13 protein-coding genes, 2 tRNA genes and 2 rRNA genes are annotated in these 20252 nt (G+C 63.7%); 10 read left to right on the top strand and 7 right to left on the bottom strand.

The genetic code is table 11. From position 1 onward, the window contains the following. Positions 1-69: 69 nt before the first annotated feature. The 5 genes from WS78_RS00480 to WS78_RS00445 form a co-directional block, all read right to left on the bottom strand. A 23S ribosomal RNA gene (locus WS78_RS00480) occupies positions 70-2950 on the bottom strand. 454 nt (positions 2951-3404) lie between these two features. Next, positions 3405-3480: transfer RNA gene (locus WS78_RS00470), tRNA-Ala, on the bottom strand. 38 nt (positions 3481-3518) lie between these two features. Further along, positions 3519-3595: transfer RNA gene (locus WS78_RS00465), tRNA-Ile, on the bottom strand. Between the two features lie 63 nt (positions 3596-3658). Continuing rightward, positions 3659-5191, bottom strand: a 16S ribosomal RNA gene (locus WS78_RS00460). Together the 16S and 23S rRNA genes with 2 tRNA genes alongside form the textbook arrangement of a ribosomal RNA operon. A 523-nt stretch (positions 5192-5714) precedes the next feature. Then, positions 5715-7010, bottom strand: a complete 1296-nt coding sequence (locus tag WS78_RS00445) for an SGNH/GDSL hydrolase family protein (RefSeq protein WP_059582611.1) — start codon at positions 7008-7010, stop codon at positions 5715-5717. A gap of 621 nt (positions 7011-7631) precedes the next feature. Between WS78_RS00445 and paaA the strand changes: the two genes are divergently transcribed. The 8 genes from paaA (at position 7632) to WS78_RS00400 (ending at position 14019) form a co-directional block, all read left to right on the top strand. Then, positions 7632-8630, top strand: coding sequence for a 1,2-phenylacetyl-CoA epoxidase subunit PaaA (gene paaA / locus WS78_RS00435; protein WP_059582620.1), 999 nt, complete (start codon positions 7632-7634; stop codon positions 8628-8630). Positions 8631-8683: 53 nt separating this feature from the next. Continuing rightward, positions 8684-8968 carry a 1,2-phenylacetyl-CoA epoxidase subunit PaaB gene (paaB, locus tag WS78_RS00430; protein ID WP_038746770.1) on the top strand — a complete coding sequence of 95 codons (285 nt, stop codon included), beginning with the start codon at positions 8684-8686 and terminating at the stop codon, positions 8966-8968. A gap of 10 nt (positions 8969-8978) precedes the next feature. Further along, positions 8979-9782 carry a 1,2-phenylacetyl-CoA epoxidase subunit PaaC gene (gene paaC, locus WS78_RS00425; RefSeq protein WP_038746743.1) on the top strand — a complete coding sequence of 268 codons (804 nt, stop codon included), beginning with the start codon at positions 8979-8981 and terminating at the stop codon, positions 9780-9782. Between the two features lie 38 nt (positions 9783-9820). Beyond that, positions 9821-10456, top strand: coding sequence for a 1,2-phenylacetyl-CoA epoxidase subunit PaaD (gene paaD, locus WS78_RS00420; protein WP_059582693.1), 636 nt, complete (start codon positions 9821-9823; stop codon positions 10454-10456). A 2-nt stretch (positions 10457-10458) separates the two neighbouring features. Next, a complete protein-coding gene (paaE, locus tag WS78_RS00415) occupies positions 10459-11547 on the top strand; it encodes a 1,2-phenylacetyl-CoA epoxidase subunit PaaE (RefSeq protein ID WP_038746740.1) in 1089 nt (362 codons plus the stop codon). Positions 11548-11668: 121 nt separating this feature from the next. Continuing rightward, positions 11669-12499: a DUF1835 domain-containing protein gene (locus WS78_RS00410; RefSeq protein ID WP_038746738.1), complete on the top strand. Its 831-nt coding sequence runs from the start codon at positions 11669-11671 to the stop codon at positions 12497-12499. A 28-nt stretch (positions 12500-12527) separates the two neighbouring features. Further along, a complete protein-coding gene (locus WS78_RS00405) occupies positions 12528-13127 on the top strand; it encodes a TetR/AcrR family transcriptional regulator (RefSeq protein ID WP_038746736.1) in 600 nt (199 codons plus the stop codon). Between the two features lie 244 nt (positions 13128-13371). Beyond that, on the top strand, positions 13372-14019 hold the full coding sequence (locus WS78_RS00400) for a GNAT family N-acetyltransferase (RefSeq protein ID WP_038746734.1): 648 nt from the start codon (positions 13372-13374) through the stop codon (positions 14017-14019). Positions 14020-14136: 117 nt separating this feature from the next. Here the strand turns inward: WS78_RS00400 and WS78_RS00395 are convergent, their stop codons facing one another. Next, positions 14137-14652, bottom strand: a complete 516-nt coding sequence (locus tag WS78_RS00395) for an Lrp/AsnC family transcriptional regulator (RefSeq protein WP_038746733.1) — start codon at positions 14650-14652, stop codon at positions 14137-14139. A 151-nt stretch (positions 14653-14803) separates the two neighbouring features. Between WS78_RS00395 and hppD the strand changes: the two genes are divergently transcribed. Next, positions 14804-15901: a 4-hydroxyphenylpyruvate dioxygenase gene (gene hppD / locus WS78_RS00390; protein WP_038746731.1), complete on the top strand. Its 1098-nt coding sequence runs from the start codon at positions 14804-14806 to the stop codon at positions 15899-15901. Positions 15902-16085: 184 nt separating this feature from the next. Here hppD and WS78_RS00385 read toward each other — a convergent pair whose 3' ends face one another. Further along, entirely contained in the window at positions 16086-16280 is a 195-nt protein-coding gene (locus tag WS78_RS00385; RefSeq protein ID WP_038746729.1) for a hypothetical protein, read from the bottom strand. Positions 16281-16597: 317 nt separating this feature from the next. On the opposite strand from WS78_RS00385, the gene WS78_RS00380 reads away from it, so the two are divergent. Next, complete coding sequence (locus WS78_RS00380; protein WP_059582621.1) at positions 16598-20179, top strand: indolepyruvate ferredoxin oxidoreductase family protein; 3582 nt, start codon at positions 16598-16600, stop codon at positions 20177-20179. The last annotated feature ends 73 nt before the right edge of the window (positions 20180-20252 follow it).

Below are 20252 nucleotides of genomic sequence, written 5' to 3'. Positions count from 1 at the left end.
CGCCTTGCACTCGACACTCGATATCCGTGAGCGCTGACGCGCCAACGACTACCGAGACAGACTTGTTATAGGATCAAGCCTTACGGGCAATTAGTATCGGTTAGCTGAACGCATTACTGCGCTTACACACCCGACCTATCAACGTCCTGGTCTCGAACGACCCTTCAAGGGGATCAAGTCCCCGGGGAAGTCTCATCTTAAGGCGAGTTTCCCGCTTAGATGCTTTCAGCGGTTATCTCTTCCGAACATAGCTACCCGGCGATGCGACTGGCGTCACAACCGGTACACCAGAGGTTCGTCCACTCCGGTCCTCTCGTACTAGGAGCAGCCCCCTTCAAACTTCCAACGCCCACGGCAGATAGGGACCAAACTGTCTCACGACGTTTTAAACCCAGCTCACGTACCTCTTTAAATGGCGAACAGCCATACCCTTGGGACCGGCTACAGCCCCAGGATGAGATGAGCCGACATCGAGGTGCCAAACACCGCCGTCGATATGAACTCTTGGGCGGTATCAGCCTGTTATCCCCAGAGTACCTTTTATCCGTTGAGCGATGGCCCTTCCATACAGAACCACCGGATCACTATGACCTGCTTTCGCACCTGCTCGACTTGTCGGTCTCGCAGTTAAGCACGCTTATGCCATTGCACTATCAGCACGATTTCCGACCGTACCTAGCGTACCTTCGTACTCCTCCGTTACGCTTTGGGAGGAGACCGCCCCAGTCAAACTGCCTACCATGCACTGTCCCCGACCCGGATCACGGGCCAAGGTTAGAACCTCAAACAAACCAGGGTGGTATTTCAAGGACGGCTCCACCGAAACTAGCGTTCCGGTTTCATAGCCTCCCACCTATCCTACACAGATCGGTTCAAAGTCCAATGCAAAGCTACAGTAAAGGTTCATGGGGTCTTTCCGTCTAGCCGCGGGTAGATTGCATCATCACAAACACTTCAACTTCGCTGAGTCTCGGGAGGAGACAGTGTGGCCATCGTTACGCCATTCGTGCAGGTCGGAACTTACCCGACAAGGAATTTCGCTACCTTAGGACCGTTATAGTTACGGCCGCCGTTTACCGGGACTTCAATCAAGAGCTTGCACCCCATCATTTAATCTTCCGGCACCGGGCAGGCGTCACACCCTATACGTCCACTTTCGTGTTTGCAGAGTGCTGTGTTTTTATTAAACAGTCGCAGCCACCAGTTTATTGCAACCCCTTCACCCTTTGCGCGCAGGCGCATCAAGCTACCAGGGCGTACCTTATCCCGAAGTTACGGTACCAATTTGCCGAGTTCCTTCTCCCGAGTTCTCTCAAGCGCCTTAGAATACTCATCTCGCCCACCTGTGTCGGTTTGCGGTACGGTCATCGTTAAACTGAAGCTTAGAGGCTTTTCTTGGAACCACTTCCAATTGCTTCGCTTCCTAAGAAGCTCGCGCCACACCCTTGAATTCCGCGCCCGGATTTGCCTAAGCGCCTTCTCCAATGCAGCGACCGGGACTTCCAACACCCGGACAACCTTCCGCGATCCGTCCCCCCATCGCATTTAACAATGGTGCAGGAATATTGACCTGCTTCCCATCAGCTACGCATTTCTGCCTCGCCTTAGGGGCCGACTCACCCTACGCCGATGAACGTTGCGTAGGAAACCTTGGGCTTACGGCGAGGGGGCCTTTCACCCCCTTTATCGCTACTCATGTCAGCATTCGCACTTCCGATACCTCCAGCACGCTTTTCAACGCACCTTCGCAGGCTTACGGAACGCTCTCCTACCATGCGTGCAAAGCACGCATCCGCAGCTTCGGTATATGGCTTAGCCCCGTTACATCTTCCGCGCAGGACGACTCGATCAGTGAGCTATTACGCTTTCTTTAAAGGGTGGCTGCTTCTAAGCCAACCTCCTGACTGTTTTAGCCTTCCCACTTCGTTTCCCACTTAGCCATATTTGGGGACCTTAGCTGGCGGTCTGGGTTGTTTCCCTCTTGACACCGGACGTTAGCACCCGATGTCTGTCTCCCGTGATTGCACTCTTCGGTATTCGGAGTTTGCTATGGCGGGGTAATCTGCAATAGACCCCCCAACCATGACAGTGCTCTACCCCCGAAGGTGAGACACGAGGCACTACCTAAATAGTTTTCGGAGAGAACCAGCTATTTCCAAGTTTGTTTAGCCTTTCACCCCTATCCACAGCTCATCCCCTAACTTTTCAACGTTAGTGGGTTCGGACCTCCAGTACGTGTTACCGCACCTTCATCCTGGCCATGGATAGATCACTTGGTTTCGGGTCTACGCCCAGCAACTGAACGCCCTATTCGGACTCGCTTTCGCTACGCCTGCCCTATTCGGTTAAGCTTGCTACTGAACGTAAGTCGCTGACCCATTATACAAAAGGTACGCCGTCACCCCTTACGAGGCTCCGACTGTTTGTATGCATGCGGTTTCAGGATCTATTTCACTCCCCTCCCGGGGTTCTTTTCGCCTTTCCCTCACGGTACTGGTTCACTATCGGTCGATCACGAGTATTTAGCCTTGGAGGATGGTCCCCCCATCTTCAGACAGGATTTCACGTGTCCCGCCCTACTTGTCGTACACCTAGTTCTTCCATACTGTTTTCGTCTACAGGGCTATCACCTGCTATGGCCGCACTTTCCAGAGCGTTCGACTAACAATACAGATAAAGAGTACAGGCTCTTCCCATTTCGCTCGCCACTACTTTGGGAATCTCGGTTGATTTCTTTTCCTGCGGTTACTTAGATGTTTCAGTTCACCGCGTTCGCCTCACATGACCTATGTATTCAGCCATGGATACTCCAAAAGGAGTGGGTTTCCCCATTCGGACATCTACGGATCAAAGCTCGTTTGCCAGCTCCCCGTAGCTTTTCGCAGGCTACCGCGTCCTTCATCGCCTGTGATCGCCAAGGCATCCACCACATGCACTTGTTCGCTTGACCCTATAACGAGTCTGTCTCATGTCGGCCATCGTTAGCGCTTTAGCGCTTACGAGGGCCCCATCCCCGCATGGGGGACGACAGTCGCTACAGGTTGAGTTCTCGCGTTGTGCCGTATTCCAAAATTGATGTCGGTCCGGCGTTAGCGCTTTAGCGCTTACGCCGGCCCCACTCCCGAAGGGAGTAGACCCGAATCATCTTGAGATACATCGATACAATCACAACCCGGATAGTTTCCACGTCCATCTCATTAGACGCTTCCGCTATCCAAATTACTTACTTCTTCCAGATTGTTAAAGAACGACAGCCGATACATACTACGTATCACTCTGACTGGCTCAATCGCCAATGGGGAATACTCGATTCGTTCTCTCGAACCCAATCAAATATTCTCCATTGGGACTCCCTTCGGGAGTGAGATGCTCGTAAGCGCTGAAGCACTAACGAGCACCGCAATTGGTGGAGGCAGACGGGATCGAACCGACGACCCCCTGCTTGCAAAGCAGGTGCTCTCCCAGCTGAGCTATGCCCCCTACAGAGACTTCACCCAGGTTTCCTGCGCCAGACAACTTGGTGGGTCTGGTTGGATTCGAACCAACGACCCCCGCCTTATCAAGACGGTGCTCTAACCGACTGAGCTACAGACCCCTGAGTCTGTCTTGATTACAGCCGATAAGCGTGAGCGCTCAACTTCGCGGAAATAAGCTCGAGAAAGGAGGTGATCCAGCCGCACCTTCCGATACGGCTACCTTGTTACGACTTCACCCCAGTCATGAATCCTACCGTGGTGACCGTCCTCCTTGCGGTTAGACTAGCCACTTCTGGTAAAACCCACTCCCATGGTGTGACGGGCGGTGTGTACAAGACCCGGGAACGTATTCACCGCGGCATGCTGATCCGCGATTACTAGCGATTCCAGCTTCATGCACTCGAGTTGCAGAGTGCAATCCGGACTACGATCGGTTTTCTGGGATTGGCTCCCCCTCGCGGGTTGGCGACCCTCTGTTCCGACCATTGTATGACGTGTGAAGCCCTACCCATAAGGGCCATGAGGACTTGACGTCATCCCCACCTTCCTCCGGTTTGTCACCGGCAGTCTCCTTAGAGTGCTCTTGCGTAGCAACTAAGGACAAGGGTTGCGCTCGTTGCGGGACTTAACCCAACATCTCACGACACGAGCTGACGACAGCCATGCAGCACCTGTGCGCCGGTTCTCTTTCGAGCACTCCCGCCTCTCAGCAGGATTCCGACCATGTCAAGGGTAGGTAAGGTTTTTCGCGTTGCATCGAATTAATCCACATCATCCACCGCTTGTGCGGGTCCCCGTCAATTCCTTTGAGTTTTAATCTTGCGACCGTACTCCCCAGGCGGTCAACTTCACGCGTTAGCTACGTTACTAAGGAAATGAATCCCCAACAACTAGTTGACATCGTTTAGGGCGTGGACTACCAGGGTATCTAATCCTGTTTGCTCCCCACGCTTTCGTGCATGAGCGTCAGTATTGGCCCAGGGGGCTGCCTTCGCCATCGGTATTCCTCCACATCTCTACGCATTTCACTGCTACACGTGGAATTCTACCCCCCTCTGCCATACTCTAGCCTGCCAGTCACCAATGCAGTTCCCAGGTTGAGCCCGGGGATTTCACATCGGTCTTAGCAAACCGCCTGCGCACGCTTTACGCCCAGTAATTCCGATTAACGCTCGCACCCTACGTATTACCGCGGCTGCTGGCACGTAGTTAGCCGGTGCTTATTCTTCCGGTACCGTCATCCCCCTAGGGTATTAGCCCAAAGGTTTTCTTTCCGGACAAAAGTGCTTTACAACCCGAAGGCCTTCTTCACACACGCGGCATTGCTGGATCAGGGTTGCCCCCATTGTCCAAAATTCCCCACTGCTGCCTCCCGTAGGAGTCTGGGCCGTGTCTCAGTCCCAGTGTGGCTGGTCGTCCTCTCAGACCAGCTACTGATCGTCGCCTTGGTAGGCCTTTACCCCACCAACTAGCTAATCAGCCATCGGCCAACCCTATAGCGCGAGGCCCGAAGGTCCCCCGCTTTCATCCGTAGATCGTATGCGGTATTAATCCGGCTTTCGCCGGGCTATCCCCCACTACAGGACATGTTCCGATGTTTTACTCACCCGTTCGCCACTCGCCACCAGGTGCAAGCACCCGTGCTGCCGTTCGACTTGCATGTGTAAGGCATGCCGCCAGCGTTCAATCTGAGCCAGGATCAAACTCTTCAGTTCAATTCCTGTTACTGTTTTCGGTTGTTTCCAACCGGTCGCTCACTCAAAGCTGACAGGTATATGAATTGCTTCATAAACCTGACTTACTTTAGTGTGAGACTCTTGATACTTTTGCTTGCGATCCAAGGATCGCCCGCTTCCATCAAGCGCCCACACTTATCGGCTGTTCATTGTTAAAGAGCACATCTGCGAGAAGACTTCACTACTTTCTGCCGCCTTCTCAGCAGCGCTGCGTTGTCTGCAGCAGAGAAGCGAGATTATGATCACTTATTCGCAGCGCGTCAACAACTTTTTTACTACCGCGTCGCGCTCCGCCCTGATCACCTTTCCGTGCCGCCGGCCGGCTACCGCTTCGACCGTACCACCTCGGCATCGGAACTTCCCGCTTCCCCTCTCGCGCCGCGTTCGGCTTGGCGCGAAAGAGGCGTGATTGTAGGCAGCACTCGGCTTTCACGCAAGCCCTTTTTAAGGGTTTCATCAAAATTCTTGTGTCGCCGCGGCTTACCGTGTCGGCGCAGCACGCTCAACGGCGCCGAGCCGCCGCCGCCAGCCGCTCCAGCGGCACCGCGTCGGCCATCGCCGCGTACCCCGCATCGCTCGGATGAATGTCGTCGCCGCTGTTGTAGCGGCGCTGGAGTGCCGACGGCTTCGCGGGGTCGCGCAACGCGACGTCGAAATCCACGACACCGTCAAATGCGCCCGACGTCCGAATCCACTCGTTGACTTCACGGCGGATCGCTTCGCGCGCCGGCGGCAGCGACGCGGGCGTCAGCGTTGCGCCGAACACCGCGACGCCGCGCGCGTGCGCGGCGGCAATCACCCGGCGGTAGCCTGCGATCAGCGACTGCGCGTCGACCTGCGTGTGCGGCGCATCGCAATCGAGCCCCGACCGCGCCGGCATCGCCGCAAAATTGATGTCGTTGATGCCGATCAGCAGCACTGCGGCCTTCACGCTGGCGCGCGCCAGCGCGTCGCGCTCGAAGCGGCGCTCGAGCGCGACGCCGTAGCAGCGGGAGTCGCTCAGCAGCCGGTTTCCGCTGATGCCGAGATTCACCACGCCGATGTCGTGCTCGCCCGAGCGCTCGAGCCGCGCCGCGAACGCGTCCGGCCAGCGCCGATTGCGGTTCAGGCTCGAGCGCATGCCGTCCGTGATCGAATCGCCGATCGCCACGATCGTCGCGGCGCCCGGCCGCGACGCCTCGACCGCAAGCTCGGCCACCCACGCGGATTGCGTGAAGCGCGTCAGGTAGGCGTCGGGCGCGGCGTCGCTCGCGTGATTACCCGGCGTCGACACGTAATTGACCTGATTCGAGACGCGGTGCCAAACCGCCATCGTCTGGCGACTGCCCATATACAGGCTGAGTGCGTATGGCGCGCCCGCCGTCACGTCGAATGCGGCCGGATCGCTTTCCCGCTCCTCGCCGGGCGGCACTTCGATCGCGCGCCGACCGCCGAACGTCATCGTCGTCGAACTGCCGGCCGCGATCGCCGCGCCGCCCGACGAGCGAGCGATGCTCGCCTCGCCGATCACGAGCGGCGTCTTGCCGTATGCGTTGCTCACACGAATGCGGACCGCTCGCCCCGCGAGCGTCGGATAAACGATCTGGCGGATCGTGCGCCCCGCGACGTCCGGCGCGCGATACAACGGCGGCGGCGCCGCGAGATCCGGGATCGGCTGCAGCGCCGTCGCCCAGGACGCGACCCAGCGCGCCGGCTGCGCGGGCGCGTCGGCTTGCGCGGCGCTTGCCGTCTGCGATGCAGCGAGCGCGAGACAGCACGAAAAGCACGAAAGAGCGGAAAGCCAGCGGCGAGACGTCATTCGATACTCCTCACGGCAAAGCTTCGAATTTTGCCTGAACTCGGGTTGCGCGCTCCGTTGGTTGCGGGGAAGTCGGCTGCGGCGGCGCTTGTCAGCTGCGGCGCTGCGTTTCGCGGGCTTCGTTTCCGGTTGCCGGTTGCCGGTTGCCGGTTGCCGGTTGCCGGTCGCCGGTCGCCGGTCGCCGGTCGCCGGTCGCCGGTCGCCGGTCGCCGGTCGCCGGTCGCCGGTCGCCGGTCGCCGGTCGCCGGTCGCCGGTCTGCAGTCTATCGATCCCCCGTTCAGTTTAGTAGAGCCCGACCCCGGACTTCGGCGACTTCGGCGACTTCGGCGACTTCGGCGACTTCGGCGACTTCGGCGACTTCGGCGACTTCGGCCACTTCGGCCACTTCGGCCACTTCGGCAGACCAATGAACCCGCACGATGGTTGACCGGCCTCGCTGGAATGAAAATCCGCCACCCGCGCCGCGGCCCGATGCAGTTCACACGCGAAGCAGCGGCCCGCCCGCGGCAAATCGCCGTCGCCCGGTCCGCGAATCTCGGCGATCCGCTAAAATGATCTATTAACCGACCGGTCGGTTGATTTATACTGCGTGAACATTCCACCTGGACGAGAACATCGCCATGTACACGCAATCCCTCGACATCCCCGGCAACGTCGCGCCGCTCGATGCCGCCGCCGATTCGCCCGAACAGGCCAGATTCGATGCCGTCGTCGCCGCCGACGGCAAGATCGAACCGCAGGACTGGATGCCCGACGCGTACCGCAAGACCCTCGTGCGGCAGATTTCGCAGCACGCGCACTCGGAGGTCGTCGGCATGCTGCCGGAAGGCAACTGGATCACGCGCGCGCCGAGCCTCAAGCGCAAGGCGATCCTGCTCGCGAAGGTCCAGGACGAAGCCGGTCACGGCCTCTATCTATATAGCGCCGCGGAAACGCTCGGCGTGTCGCGCGACGCGCTGATCGACGCGCTGCACGCAGGCAAGGCCAAGTATTCGAGCATCTTCAATTACCCGACCCTCACGTGGGCGGACGTCGGCGTGATCGGCTGGCTCGTCGACGGCGCCGCGATCATGAACCAGATTCCGCTCTGCCGCTGCACGTACGGCCCGTACGCGCGCGCGATGATCCGCGTCTGCAAGGAGGAATCGTTCCATCAGCGGCAAGGCTTCGACGCGCTGCTCGCGATGATGAAGGGCACCGATGCGCAGCGCGCGATGGTGCAGGACGCGGTGAACCGCTGGTGGGCGCCCGTGCTGATGATGTTCGGTCCGCCCGATGCCGATTCCGTCCACAGCAACCAGTCGGCCAAATGGGGAATCAAGCGCATCTCGAATGACGATCTGCGGCAGAAGTTCGTCGACGCGACGGTCGAGCAGGCGAAAGTGCTCGGCGTCACGCTGCCCGACCCCGACCTCAAGTGGAACGACGCGCGCGGCCATTTCGACTACGGCGCGCTCGACTGGGACGAATTCCGGCGCGTCGTCAACGGCGACGGCCCGTGCAACAAGGAGCGCCTCGCGACCCGCGTGAAGGCGCACGAGAACGGCGCGTGGGTCCGCGAGGCCGCGCTCGCGCACGAGGAAAAGCGCCGCCGCCGCGCGCAACAGCAAGCGGCATGACGCGCGCGAAGCGCGGCGCCGCCTTCCGTATTCAGGAGATTCAGGAGAAAGCGATGAACCAAGAATGGCCAATCTGGGAAGTCTTCGTGCGCAGCAAGCAAGGGCTCGACCACAAGCACTGCGGAAGCCTGCACGCGGCCGACGCGTCGATGGCGCTGCACATGGCGCGCGACGTCTACACGCGCCGCCAGGAAGGCGTGAGCATCTGGGTCGTGCCGTCGGCGGCGATCACCGCGTCCGATCCGAACGAGAAGGCCGAGATGTTCGAGCCGGCGGGCGACAAGATCTATCGCCATCCGACCTTCTACACGCTGCCCGACGAAGTCAACCACATGTGAGCGGCAGGCCATGACGACGACCCCACAACATCTCGCCTACGTGCTGCGCCTCGCCGACAACGCGCTGATCCTCGGTCAGCGCAACGCCGAATGGTGCGGGCACGGCCCGGTCCTCGAGGAAGACATCGCGCTCACGAACATGAGCCTCGACCTGATCGGCCAGGCGCGCCTGCTGTATACGCACGCGGCCGAGCTCGAACGGCAGCTCAGCGGCGCCGCGCGGACCGAGGACGACTATGCGTACTCGCGCACCGAGCGCGAATTCGCGAACTACACGTTCGTCGAGCTGCCGCACTACGGCCCGCTCAGCGGCACCGCGCACGCGGAGCTCGACTATGCGGTGACCGTCGCGCGCAACTTCCTCTACGCGGCGCTGATGCTGCACGTGTGGACTGCGCTCGAGACGTCGAGCGACGCTCAGCTCGCGGCGATCGCGGCGAAATCGGTGAAGGAGACGCGCTACCACGAGCACCACGCGCGCGAATGGCTGATCCGCTTCGGCGACGGCACCGACGAATCGCATCGCCGCGCGCAGGCCGCGCTCGACTATCTGATGCCGTATACGCGCGAATTCTTCGCGGCGGACGCGATCGACGACGCGGCGGCCGCGGCCGGCATCGGGCCCGCCATCGCGTCGATCGAGCCGGCGTGGCGCGCGGACGTCGACGCGACCCTCGCCGAGGCGACGCTCGCGCCGCCCGCGGCCGGCCAGTACGTGTCGACCGGCAAGCGCGGCGAGCACTCGGAGCACATGGGTTATCTGCTCGCCGAGTTGCAGAGCGTCGCGCGCCAGCATCCGGGCGCGACCTGGTGAAGCCGCGCGCGACGAATGACGAACGACGGAGCCAGACGATGTCCGCCCTCCCCGCATCCGCCCTCGCCTCGACGGCCGCCGCCGTCGACCGCCCGCGCGACGGCCGCGCCGCCGCCCGCGGCGGCGATCCGCTCGTCGCCCGCGCATGGGACGCGCTCGAAGCCGTGCCCGATCCGGAAATCCCGGTCGTGTCGATCCGCGAGCTCGGCATCCTGCGCGACGTGCGCCGCGCCGCCGACGGCGTCGTCGAAGTCGTGATCACGCCGACCTACTCCGGCTGCCCGGCGATGCAGCAGATCGCCGAGGACATCGACGCCGCGCTGCGGCAAGCCGGCGTCGCGCCGCACCGGATCGCGACCGTGCTCGCGCCCGCGTGGACGACCGACTGGATCACCGCCGACGCCCGCGAAAAACTCCGCGCGTACGGCATCGCGCCGCCCGCCGGCCAGTGCGGCGGCGATGGCGGCGGCGACGGCGGCGACGGCGATGCGCGCGGCGGCCCTGCCCACCGCCGCGCCGTCCGCTTCATGCCGAAGCCGCTCGCCGCGCCCGTCTGCCCGCGCTGCGGCTCAGCGCACACCGAGCGGCTCGCGCAGTTCGCGTCGACCGCGTGCAAGGCGCTCTACCGCTGCGTCGACTGCCGCGAACCCTTCGACTACTTCAAACCTTATTGAATATGGCGACTCCGCAATTCCATCCGCTGCGCATCCGCGACGTGCGGCCCGAGACCGCCGACGCCGTCACGGTGTCGTTCGAGGTGCCGCCCGAGCTGCGCGACGCGTACCGCTTCACGCAAGGCCAGTTCGTCACGCTGAAGGCGCATATCGACGGCGAGGAGACCCGCCGCTCGTACTCGATCTGCGTCGGCACGACCGACTACGACCGCGACGGCGAGTTGCGCATCGGCATCAAGCGCGTGCGCGGCGGCCGCTTCTCGAACTTCGCGTTCGATACGCTCGAGCCCGGCCACACGATCGACGTGATGACGCCGGACGGCCGCTTCTTCACGCACCTGAACGCCGAGCACGGCAAGCAGTACGTCGCGTTCGCGGGCGGCTCGGGGATCACGCCCGTGCTCGCGATCATCAAGACGACGCTCGAGCTCGAGCCGCGGAGCGCGTTCACGCTGATCTACGGCAACCGCAGCGTCGATTCGATCATGTTCGCCGAGGAGCTCGAGGATCTGAAGAACCGCTTCATGCAGCGATTCGCGCTGTATCACGTGCTGTCGGACGACGTGCAGGACGTCGAGCTCTTCAACGGCGTGCTCGATCAGGCGAAGTGCGCGGCGTTCATCGATTCGCTCGTGCCGGCCGAGACGATCGACGAAGCGTTCATCTGCGGCCCCGCGCCGATGATGGACGCCGCCGAGGCCGCGCTCGCCGCGGCCGGCGTGCCGCACGAGCGGGTGCACGTCGAGCGCTTCGGCACGCCGCTGCCGCAGGCGGGCGTGCCCGCCGTCGAGATTACCGACGACACGCCCGCCGCCGATCTCGAAATCGTGCTCGACGGCAAGAAACGCAAGCTGCGCCTGCCGTACGAAGGCGTGAGCCTCCTCGACGTCGGGCTGCGCGCGGGCCTCGCGCTGCCGTACGCGTGCAAGGGCGGCGTGTGCTGCACGTGCCGCGCGAAGGTGCTCGAAGGCGAGGTGCGGATGGAAAAGAACTACACGCTCGAGCCGCGGGAAATCGCCGACGGCTTCGTGCTCACCTGCCAGTGCCATCCCGTCAGCGGCAAGGTGGTCGTCAGTTACGACGAACGGTAAGCGGCGTCTTGCCGCGCGGTTACGCGCCGCCCCCCATCTCGCTTACACTAGGGGCCGCCTGCGGGCCGGACGCGCGAAGCGCCGGCACCCGGGCGGCTTTTCTCATGTTGACGACAGGCCAATGAGCACCATCCACGTGACCATGGGCGGCTCCGCCGCCGCTTCCCTGCGCATCGCGCTCGCCGACGCGGGCCGCGACGAAAGCGTCGTCGAGCTGTTCGACGATCTGTCCGTCGGCCCGCTGCGCGGCGCCGACGACACGCCGGACGTGCGCGCCGCGTTCTGGGAACGCGCGATCGGCGACGTGCAGCAGGACTGGGCGGCGGGGCTCGGCGACGATTTCGCGAAGCTCGAGGCGCTCGCGGCCGGCACGGGCCAGATCGTCGTGTGGCACGCGCACAGCGTGGCCGATCAACTGATGCTGCGGCGCGTCGCCTACCATCTGCGCAACGCGCCGCAGCGCCTGAACGAGGTGCGGCTGTCGAGCACGGACATCGACGATCCGCAGTCGTGGGTGCGGCTGCGCGCCGACCAGGCGACAGCCGCCGGCATCTTCTCGCCCGCGCAGCTCGCCGCGAAGCTGCCGGAGGCGGCGCCGATCTCGGTGCTGCGGATCAGCCGGCTCGCGCTCGAATGGCAGGAAGCGAAGCAGACGAACGCCGAGCTGCGCTACTGGATCTGCAACACGTTCAAGAGCGGCCATTACGCCGACATCGACGCGCTCGTGCTCGAACACGCGCCCGACGAATGGGGGCCCGCCGCGCGCACGGTCGGCGCGGTGATGGCGTTCGCCGACCGCGGCCACCTGTTCGTCGGCGACGTGATCGCGTTCTGGCGCTGCCGCGAGCTCGCGGCGGCCGGCCGCGTCGAACTGCAGGGCGACGCGCGCTCGATCGAAGACCTGAAAACGGCGACGCTGCGCGTCACGCCCGCCGTCGCCGTTCCCCGCTAACCCGAACCCGCATCACGCGTCGAATCACATGGCCCGCACCCGAGCCCCCGATCACGAATCCCAGCGCGAGCAGATCCTCGATCTCGCCGCCGCCAAGTTCGCGCAGACGAGCTACCCGAGCACGTCGATGACCGATCTCGCGAACGCGAGCGGCACGTCGAAGGCGCGCCTCTATCACTATTACGAAGGCAAGGAAGCGATCCTGTTCGATCTGCTCGACCGCTACACGAAGCGGCTGATGCTGATCATCGCCGAGGTCGAAGGCGCGAGCCAGCGGCGCGGGCTCACCGAGCGCGAGGCGTTCGCCGAACTCGTGCGCGCGTTCCTCGCCGAATACGAGACGTCGCACAGCCGCCATGTCGCGCTGCTGAACGACGTGAAGTATCTCGAGGAAGCGCAACGCCGGATCATTCTCGACCGCCAGCGCGACATCGTCGCCGCGTTCGCGCGCCAGCTCGCGCGCGCGTATCCGGAGCGGATCTCGACGGACAACCAGACGCCCGTGACGATGATGGTGTTCGGGATGATCAACTGGACGTTCACGTGGCTGAAGCCGGGCGGGCGCCTCGGCTATCGCGATTTCGCCGAGCAGGTGATCGGCATGATCGAGCACGGCCTCGGCGGCTGAATCGTCTGATTTATTGCGGAGCAGCAAGCGTTGCGTGAGCGTAACAGTGCGACGCTTTGCCCACACCTCCGTCAAAAATCCTTAAAATATCAATAAAAACAAAAGCTTATATTTACCAATCGGTGAATTTAGAGGCCAAGCTCGACACGAACATCCGGGTTTTCCCCAATCTCCGCACGGCCATTCAGCTAAAATTGCGCTGCGTTGCACAAATAGCTGTACGGTCTTTTTTGAGGAACCCACGATGAACAAGCCAGACCTTCGCCCTGCCGATGCGGTCGGCATCGCCGGTCCCGCGCCAGTTCTCGTTCGGGAACTGGCTTCCGGCGACCGTCAACAACTGCTCACCCATTTTCTCGCGCTCGACGACGACGATCGCCTGTTGCGCTTCGGCCAAGCGGTGCCCGATCACGTGATCGAGAACTACGTCCGCACGATCGACTTCGGCCGCGACACCGTGTTCGGCGTGTTCGATCACGAACTCGCGATGATCGGCGTCGGCCACCTCGCGTACCTGCCCGCCGAAGGCGACAAGCGCACCGCCGAGTTCGGCGTGTCGGTGCTCGAAAGCGCACGCGGCCAAGGCGTCGGCACGAAGCTCTTCGAGCGCGCCGCGATCCGCAGCCGCAACACGCACGTCACGACGCTGTACATGCACTGCCTGTCGCGCAACGCGACGATGATGCACATCGCGAAGAAATCGGGGATGCGCATCGAGTACGCATACGGCGAAGCCGATGCGTACCTGTCGCTGCCGCCCGCCGACCACTCGACGATCATCGCCGAGATGATGCAGGAGCAGGCGGCCGTGTTCGACTACGCGCTCAAGCGCCAGGCGCGCCGCGCGACGCAGATCTTCGAATCGCTGCTGCCCGCGGGCCTCACCGCGTAACGCGCGGCGCATCGCATCCGCCGATGCGCGAACAAAAACGGGCGGCCCGTCATGGGCCGCCCGTTTTTTTGCGCCGCTCAGCCGATATCGGCCGTTCGGCCGACCGCGCTCCGGCATTCAGCGGATCGGCAACGCGGTGGTCTCCTTGAAGCGCTCGAGCGAGAAACTCGTCTTCACGTCGATCACCGACGGATGGTGCAGCAGTTGCTCCTGCATGAAACGCGAGAAATGCGCCATGTCCTCGACCTGCACGCGCAACAGATAGTCCATATCGCCCGTCATCGCGTGACACGCGACGACCTCCGGCCACGCCTGCACGGCCGCGCGAAACAGCTCGGCGTGCGTCGCGCCCGCGCGCGCGGGCGTTTCGTCGCCGCGCGCCGGCACGGCGCCGCCGCGCTTTTCCAGCCGCACGCTCACGTACGCGAGCAGGTCGAGCCCGAGCTTCTGCGGGTCGAGCAGCGCGACGTAGCCGGTGATCACGCCCAGCTCCTCGAGCCGGCGAATCCGACGCAGGCAAGGGCTCGGCGACAGATTCACCCGCTCGGCGATGTCCTGATTCGACAAACGCCCGTTCTCCTGAAGAATCGCAAGAATGCGCCGATCGATCGCATCCAATTCTACGTGCGCCATTTCCTGCCTCCCTGCCTGTTCGTGCGGACGAGAAATTGCGCAAGCGTAGCGTTACGCGACTAAGTTCGCAAGTTTCCACCCGGCCCGGCCCGCTACACTTTGCCGCAGACATTCACCAAGACGCGTGCCCCGTCGAGGGCTAGGAGACGCCATGCAAATCCCCACCTGGGACAACCCCGTCGGCACCGACGGCTTCGAATTCATCGAATACACCGCGCCCGATCCGAAAGCGCTCGGCCAGCTGTTCGAGCGCATGGGCTTCACCGCCGTCGCCCGGCACCGCCACAAGAACGTGACGCTGTACCGCCAGGGCGACATCAACTTCATCATCAACGCCGAAGCCGATTCGTTCGCGCAGCGCTTCGCCCGGCTGCACGGGCCGTCGATCTGCGCGATCGCGTTCCGCGTGCAGGACGCCGCGAAGGCGTACAAGCACGCGCTCGAGCTGGGCGCATGGGGCTTCGACAACAAGACGGGCCCGATGGAGCTGAACATCCCGGCGATCAAGGGCATCGGCGATTCGCTGATCTATTTCGTCGACCGCTGGAAGGGCAAGAACGGCGCGCAGCCGGGCGCGATCGGCGACATCAGCATCTACGACGTCGACTTCGAGCCGATTCCGGGCGCCGATCCGAACCCGGCCGGCCACGGCCTCACCTACATCGACCACCTTACGCACAACGTCCACCGCGGCCGCATGCAGGAATGGGCGGAGTTCTACGAGCGCCTGTTCAACTTCCGCGAGGTGCGCTATTTCGACATCGAAGGCAAGGTGACGGGCGTGAAATCGAAGGCGATGACGTCGCCGTGCGGCAAGATCCGGATTCCGATCAACGAGGAAGGCTCGGACACGGCCGGCCAGATCCAGGAATACCTCGACGCATATCACGGCGAAGGCATCCAGCACATCGCGCTCGGCGCGGCCGACATCTACAAGGCGGTCGACGGCCTGCGCGCGAAGGGCGTGACGCTGCTCGACACGATCGACACGTACTACGAGCTCGTCGATCGCCGCGTGCCGAACCACGGCGAGCCGCTCGACGAGCTCAGGAAGCGCAAGATCCTGATCGACGGCGCGCACGACGATCTGCTGCTGCAGATCTTCACCGAGAACCAGATCGGGCCGATCTTCTTCGAGATCATCCAGCGCAAGGGCAATCAGGGCTTCGGCGAGGGCAACTTCAAGGCGCTGTTCGAATCGATCGAGCTCGACCAGATCCGCCGCGGCGTCGTGCAGGACAAGGCGTAAGCGAGGCGGCGCCGCGCGCGGCCTGTTCGCGACGGGGCGTCAAGACATAGAGGCCTCGAAACATCGAGGCGTCAAATCGGAACGTCTAAATGGAAAGGGCGGGAATCCCGGGATTCCCGCCCTTTTGCATGGCCGATCATCGCGCGACGAGGCCGGCAATCGCCCGCCGCTGCGCCGCCGCGGCCTACTTCTGCGCCGCGCCGCGTTCGTTCGTCACGGCGCTCGCGAGCGCCGGCGCCGGCGCACCGGCTGCCGCGAGCTGCAGCATCTGGGTGCTCGCCGTCGCCAGCACGCTTGCGCCTTCCGAGCGCGCGGTGCCGCTCATCGCGAAAAACGCCGCCGACACCATCAGGAAATTCTGGATATTTCGAGTCTTCATTGCACCTCCATTGCAACCGTCCGTGTGCGTTCGCGGCGCCGACGCGAGCCCGCGCCGCCGTCACAACCGGACAGGGCCCTAGAGACTAACGGCAATCGCCGCGCGAGGCCCGCCGTTTTACATGCTTTTACAGCCTGTAACGCATTGATTCCTCTCGATTTCGGGTCACTCGGCACTCATTATTGAAACAATGCGGCGGGTTTTTCCCAGTGCTACCATCGAACGAAACCCGCCAATATTCGGGCCGACCAACGCGTCCACAAGACGCCGACGCGCCGATAGTTTTGGCGATCCCGAACCGGGTGAGGAGACACTGCATGAATGCCCCGCTAGACGCAGGCCAGCGCGCATCGCTCGAAGCCGCGCTGCAATCCGTCACGCTAGACGACAAATACACGCTCGAACGCGGCCGCGCGTACATGAGCGGCATCCAGGCGCTCGTGCGCCTGCCGATGCTCCAGCAGGAGCGCGATCGCGCCGCGGGCCTGAACACCGCCGGCTTCATTTCCGGCTACCGCGGCTCGCCGCTCGGCGGGCTCGATTTGTCGTTGTGGAAGGCGAAGCAGCACCTCGCCGCGCACCGGATCGTGTTCCAGCCCGGCCTCAACGAAGACCTCGCGGCGACGGCCGTCTGGGGATCGCAGCAAGTCAACCTGTATCCGGGCGCGAAGCACGACGGCGTGTTCGCGATGTGGTACGGCAAGGGCCCGGGCGTCGACCGCACGGGCGACGTGTTCAAGCACGCGAACTCGGCCGGCTCCGCACCGCACGGCGGCGTGCTCGTGCTCGCGGGCGACGATCACGCGGCGAAGTCGTCGACGCTCGCCCATCAATCCGAGCACATCTTCAAGGCGTGCGGGCTGCCCGTGCTGTTCCCGTCGAACGTGCAGGAATATCTGGACTTCGGGTTGCACGGCTGGGCGATGAGCCGCTATTCGGGCCTTTGGGTCGCGCTCAAGTGCGTGACGGACGTCGTCGAATCGTCGGCCTCCGTCGACATCGACCCGCATCGCACCGAGATCGTGCTGCCCACCGACTTCGCGATGCCCGACGGCGGCCTGAACATCCGCTGGCCCGATCCGCCTCTCGTGCAGGAAGCGCGCCTCCTCGACTACAAGTGGTACGCGGCGCTCGCGTACGTGCGCGCGAACAAGCTCGACCGCATCGAGATCGATTCGCCGAACGCGCGCTTCGGCATCATCACGGGCGGCAAGGCGTATCTCGACGTGCGTCAGGCGCTCGTCGACCTCGGCCTCGACGACGAAACCTGCGCGCGGATCGGCATTCGCCTCTACAAGGTCGGCTGCGTATGGCCGCTCGAAGCGCAAGGCGCGCAGGCATTCGCGCGCGGGCTCGACGAAATTCTCGTCGTCGAGGAAAAGCGCCAGATTCTCGAATACGCGATCAAGGAAGAACTGTACAACTGGCCGGACGGCCAACGTCCGCGCGTGTTCGGCAAGTTCGACGAAAAGGACGGCGCGGGCGGCGAATGGTCGGTGCCGATGGGCAACTGGCTGCTGCCCGCGCATTACGAGCTGTCGCCCGCGATCATCGCGAAGGCGATCGCGACGCGCCTAGAAAAGTTCGAGCTGCCGCCCGACGTGCGCGCACGCGTCGCCGCGCGGATCGCGGTGATTCACGCGAAGGAAACCGCGCTCGCGAAGCCGCACGTGAGCGCCGAGCGCAAGCCGTGGTTCTGCTCCGGGTGCCCGCACAACACGTCGACGAACGTGCCGGAAGGCTCTCGCGCGATCGCGGGCATCGGCTGCCATTACATGACCGTGTGGATGGACCGCAACACGAGCACGTTCAGCCAGATGGGCGGCGAAGGCGTGCCGTGGATCGGCCAGGCGCCGTTTACCGACGAAAAGCACGTGTTCGCGAATCTGGGCGACGGCACCTACTTCCACTCCGGCCTCCTCGCGATTCGCGCGGCGATCGCGTCGAAGGCGAACATCACGTACAAGATTCTCTATAACGACGCGGTCGCGATGACGGGCGGCCAGCCCGTCGACGGCGTGCTGACGGTGCCGCAGATCACGCACCAGCTCGCGTCCGAAGGCGCGAGGAAGATCGTGATCGTCACCGACGAGCCGCAGAAATACGACGGCCACGCGTCGCTGCTCGCGCCGGGCGTGACGATCCACCATCGCGACCAGCTCGACGACGTCCAGCGCACGCTGCGCGAGATCGAAGGCACGACGATCCTGATCTACGACCAGACCTGCGCGACCGAGAAGCGCCGGCGCCGCAAGCGCGGCGCGTACCCGGACCCGGCCAAGCGCGTCGTGATCAACGAGGCGGTCTGCGAAGGCTGCGGCGACTGCTCGGTGCAGTCGAACTGCCTGTCGGTCGAGCCGCTCGACACCGAATTCGGCACGAAGCGGCAGATCAACCAGTCGACCTGCAACAAGGACTTCTCGTGCGTGAAGGGCTTCTGCCCGAGCTTCGTGACCGTCGAGGGCGGCAAGCTGCGCAAGCCGAAGGCCGTGTCGGTGGACGCGAGCGCGCTGCCGCCGATCCCCGAGCCCGCGCTGCCTGCGATCGATCGCGCGTACGGCGTGCTCGTCACGGGCGTCGGCGGCACGGGCGTCGTGACGATCGGCGCGCTGCTCGGAATGGCCGCGCACCTCGAAAGCAAGGGCGTGACGGTGCTCGACGTGACGGGCCTCGCGCAAAAGGGCGGCGCTGTGATGAGCCACGTCCAGATCTCGCACGCGCCCGCCGACATCCACGCCACCCGCATCGCGATGGGCGAGGCCGATCTCGTGATCGGCTGCGACGCGATCGTCACGGCCGGCGACGAATGCACGTCGCGAATGCGCCATGGCGCGACGCGCGTCGTCGTCAACAGCGCGAAGACGCCGACCGCCGAGTTCATCAAGAATCCGTTGTGGTCGTTCCCGGGCGCGAGCGCCGAGCTCGACATTCGCGCGGCGGCGGGCGACGCGGTCGACCTCGTCGACGCGAACCACTTCGCGGTCGCGCTGCTCGGCGACGCGATCTACACGAACCCGTTCGTGCTCGGCTACGCGTGGCAGCGCGGCTGGCTGCCGCTCACGCATGCGTCGCTCGTGCGCGCGATCGAGCTGAACGGCGTGCAGATCGAGCAGAACCGCGCGGCGTTCGAATGGGGCCGCCGCGCCGCGTTCGATCCGGCGAGCGTGCGCGCGGCGGCGGCGGGCGGTGCGCAGGCCGGCGCGACGGTGATCGCGCTGCACACGAAAAAGGCGATCGACGCGCTGATCGCGACGCGCGCCGAGCATCTGCGCGCGTATCAGAACGCCGCGTACGCGACGCGCTTCTCGGCCGTCGTCGACAAGGTGCGCGAAGCCGAGCGGGCGCTCGGCGGCGAGGCCGCGCAGGAGCCGCTCACCGAGGCCGTCGCGCGCAATCTGTACAAGCTGATGGCGTACAAGGACGAGTACGAAGTCGCGCGGCTGCACGCCGATCCGGCGTTCGTCGCGAAGCTCGCCGAGCAGTTCGAAGGCGACTGGAAGCTCAGGTTCCACCTCGCGCCGCCGCTGTTCGCGAAGAAGGATGCGCACGGCCGTCTCGTGAAGCAGCAATACGGCCCGTGGTTGATGCAGGCGTTCCGCGTGCTCGCGAAGCTGAAGTTTCTGCGCGGAACGGCGCTCGACGTGTTCGGCCGCACCGACGAACGGCGCACCGAGCGCGCGCTGATCGGCGAATACGAGGCGCTCGTGAGCGAGCTGATCGACGGCCGGCTCACGCGCGACACGCTGCCGCTCGCGATCGAGCTCGCGAGCCTGCCCGACGGCATTCGTGGATATGGGCACGTGAAGGAGAACAACGTGCACGCGGTGCGCGCGAAGTGGACGCGGCTGCTCGCGCGGTGGCGCTCGCCGGAGGGCGGGCAGACGCGCAACGTCGCGTGACGACGGATCGCGCGCGCGACGCGGTTGCGCCGGCATCGCAATGACGTCCCGCGCGCCGACGCAAAGAAAAAGG

This window comes from Burkholderia savannae (assembly GCF_001524445.2).
GTDB lineage: Bacteria > Pseudomonadota > Gammaproteobacteria > Burkholderiales > Burkholderiaceae > Burkholderia > Burkholderia savannae.
The sequence above is the reverse complement of the archived record's forward strand: the minus strand, read 5'-3'. Positions and strand labels throughout refer to the sequence as shown.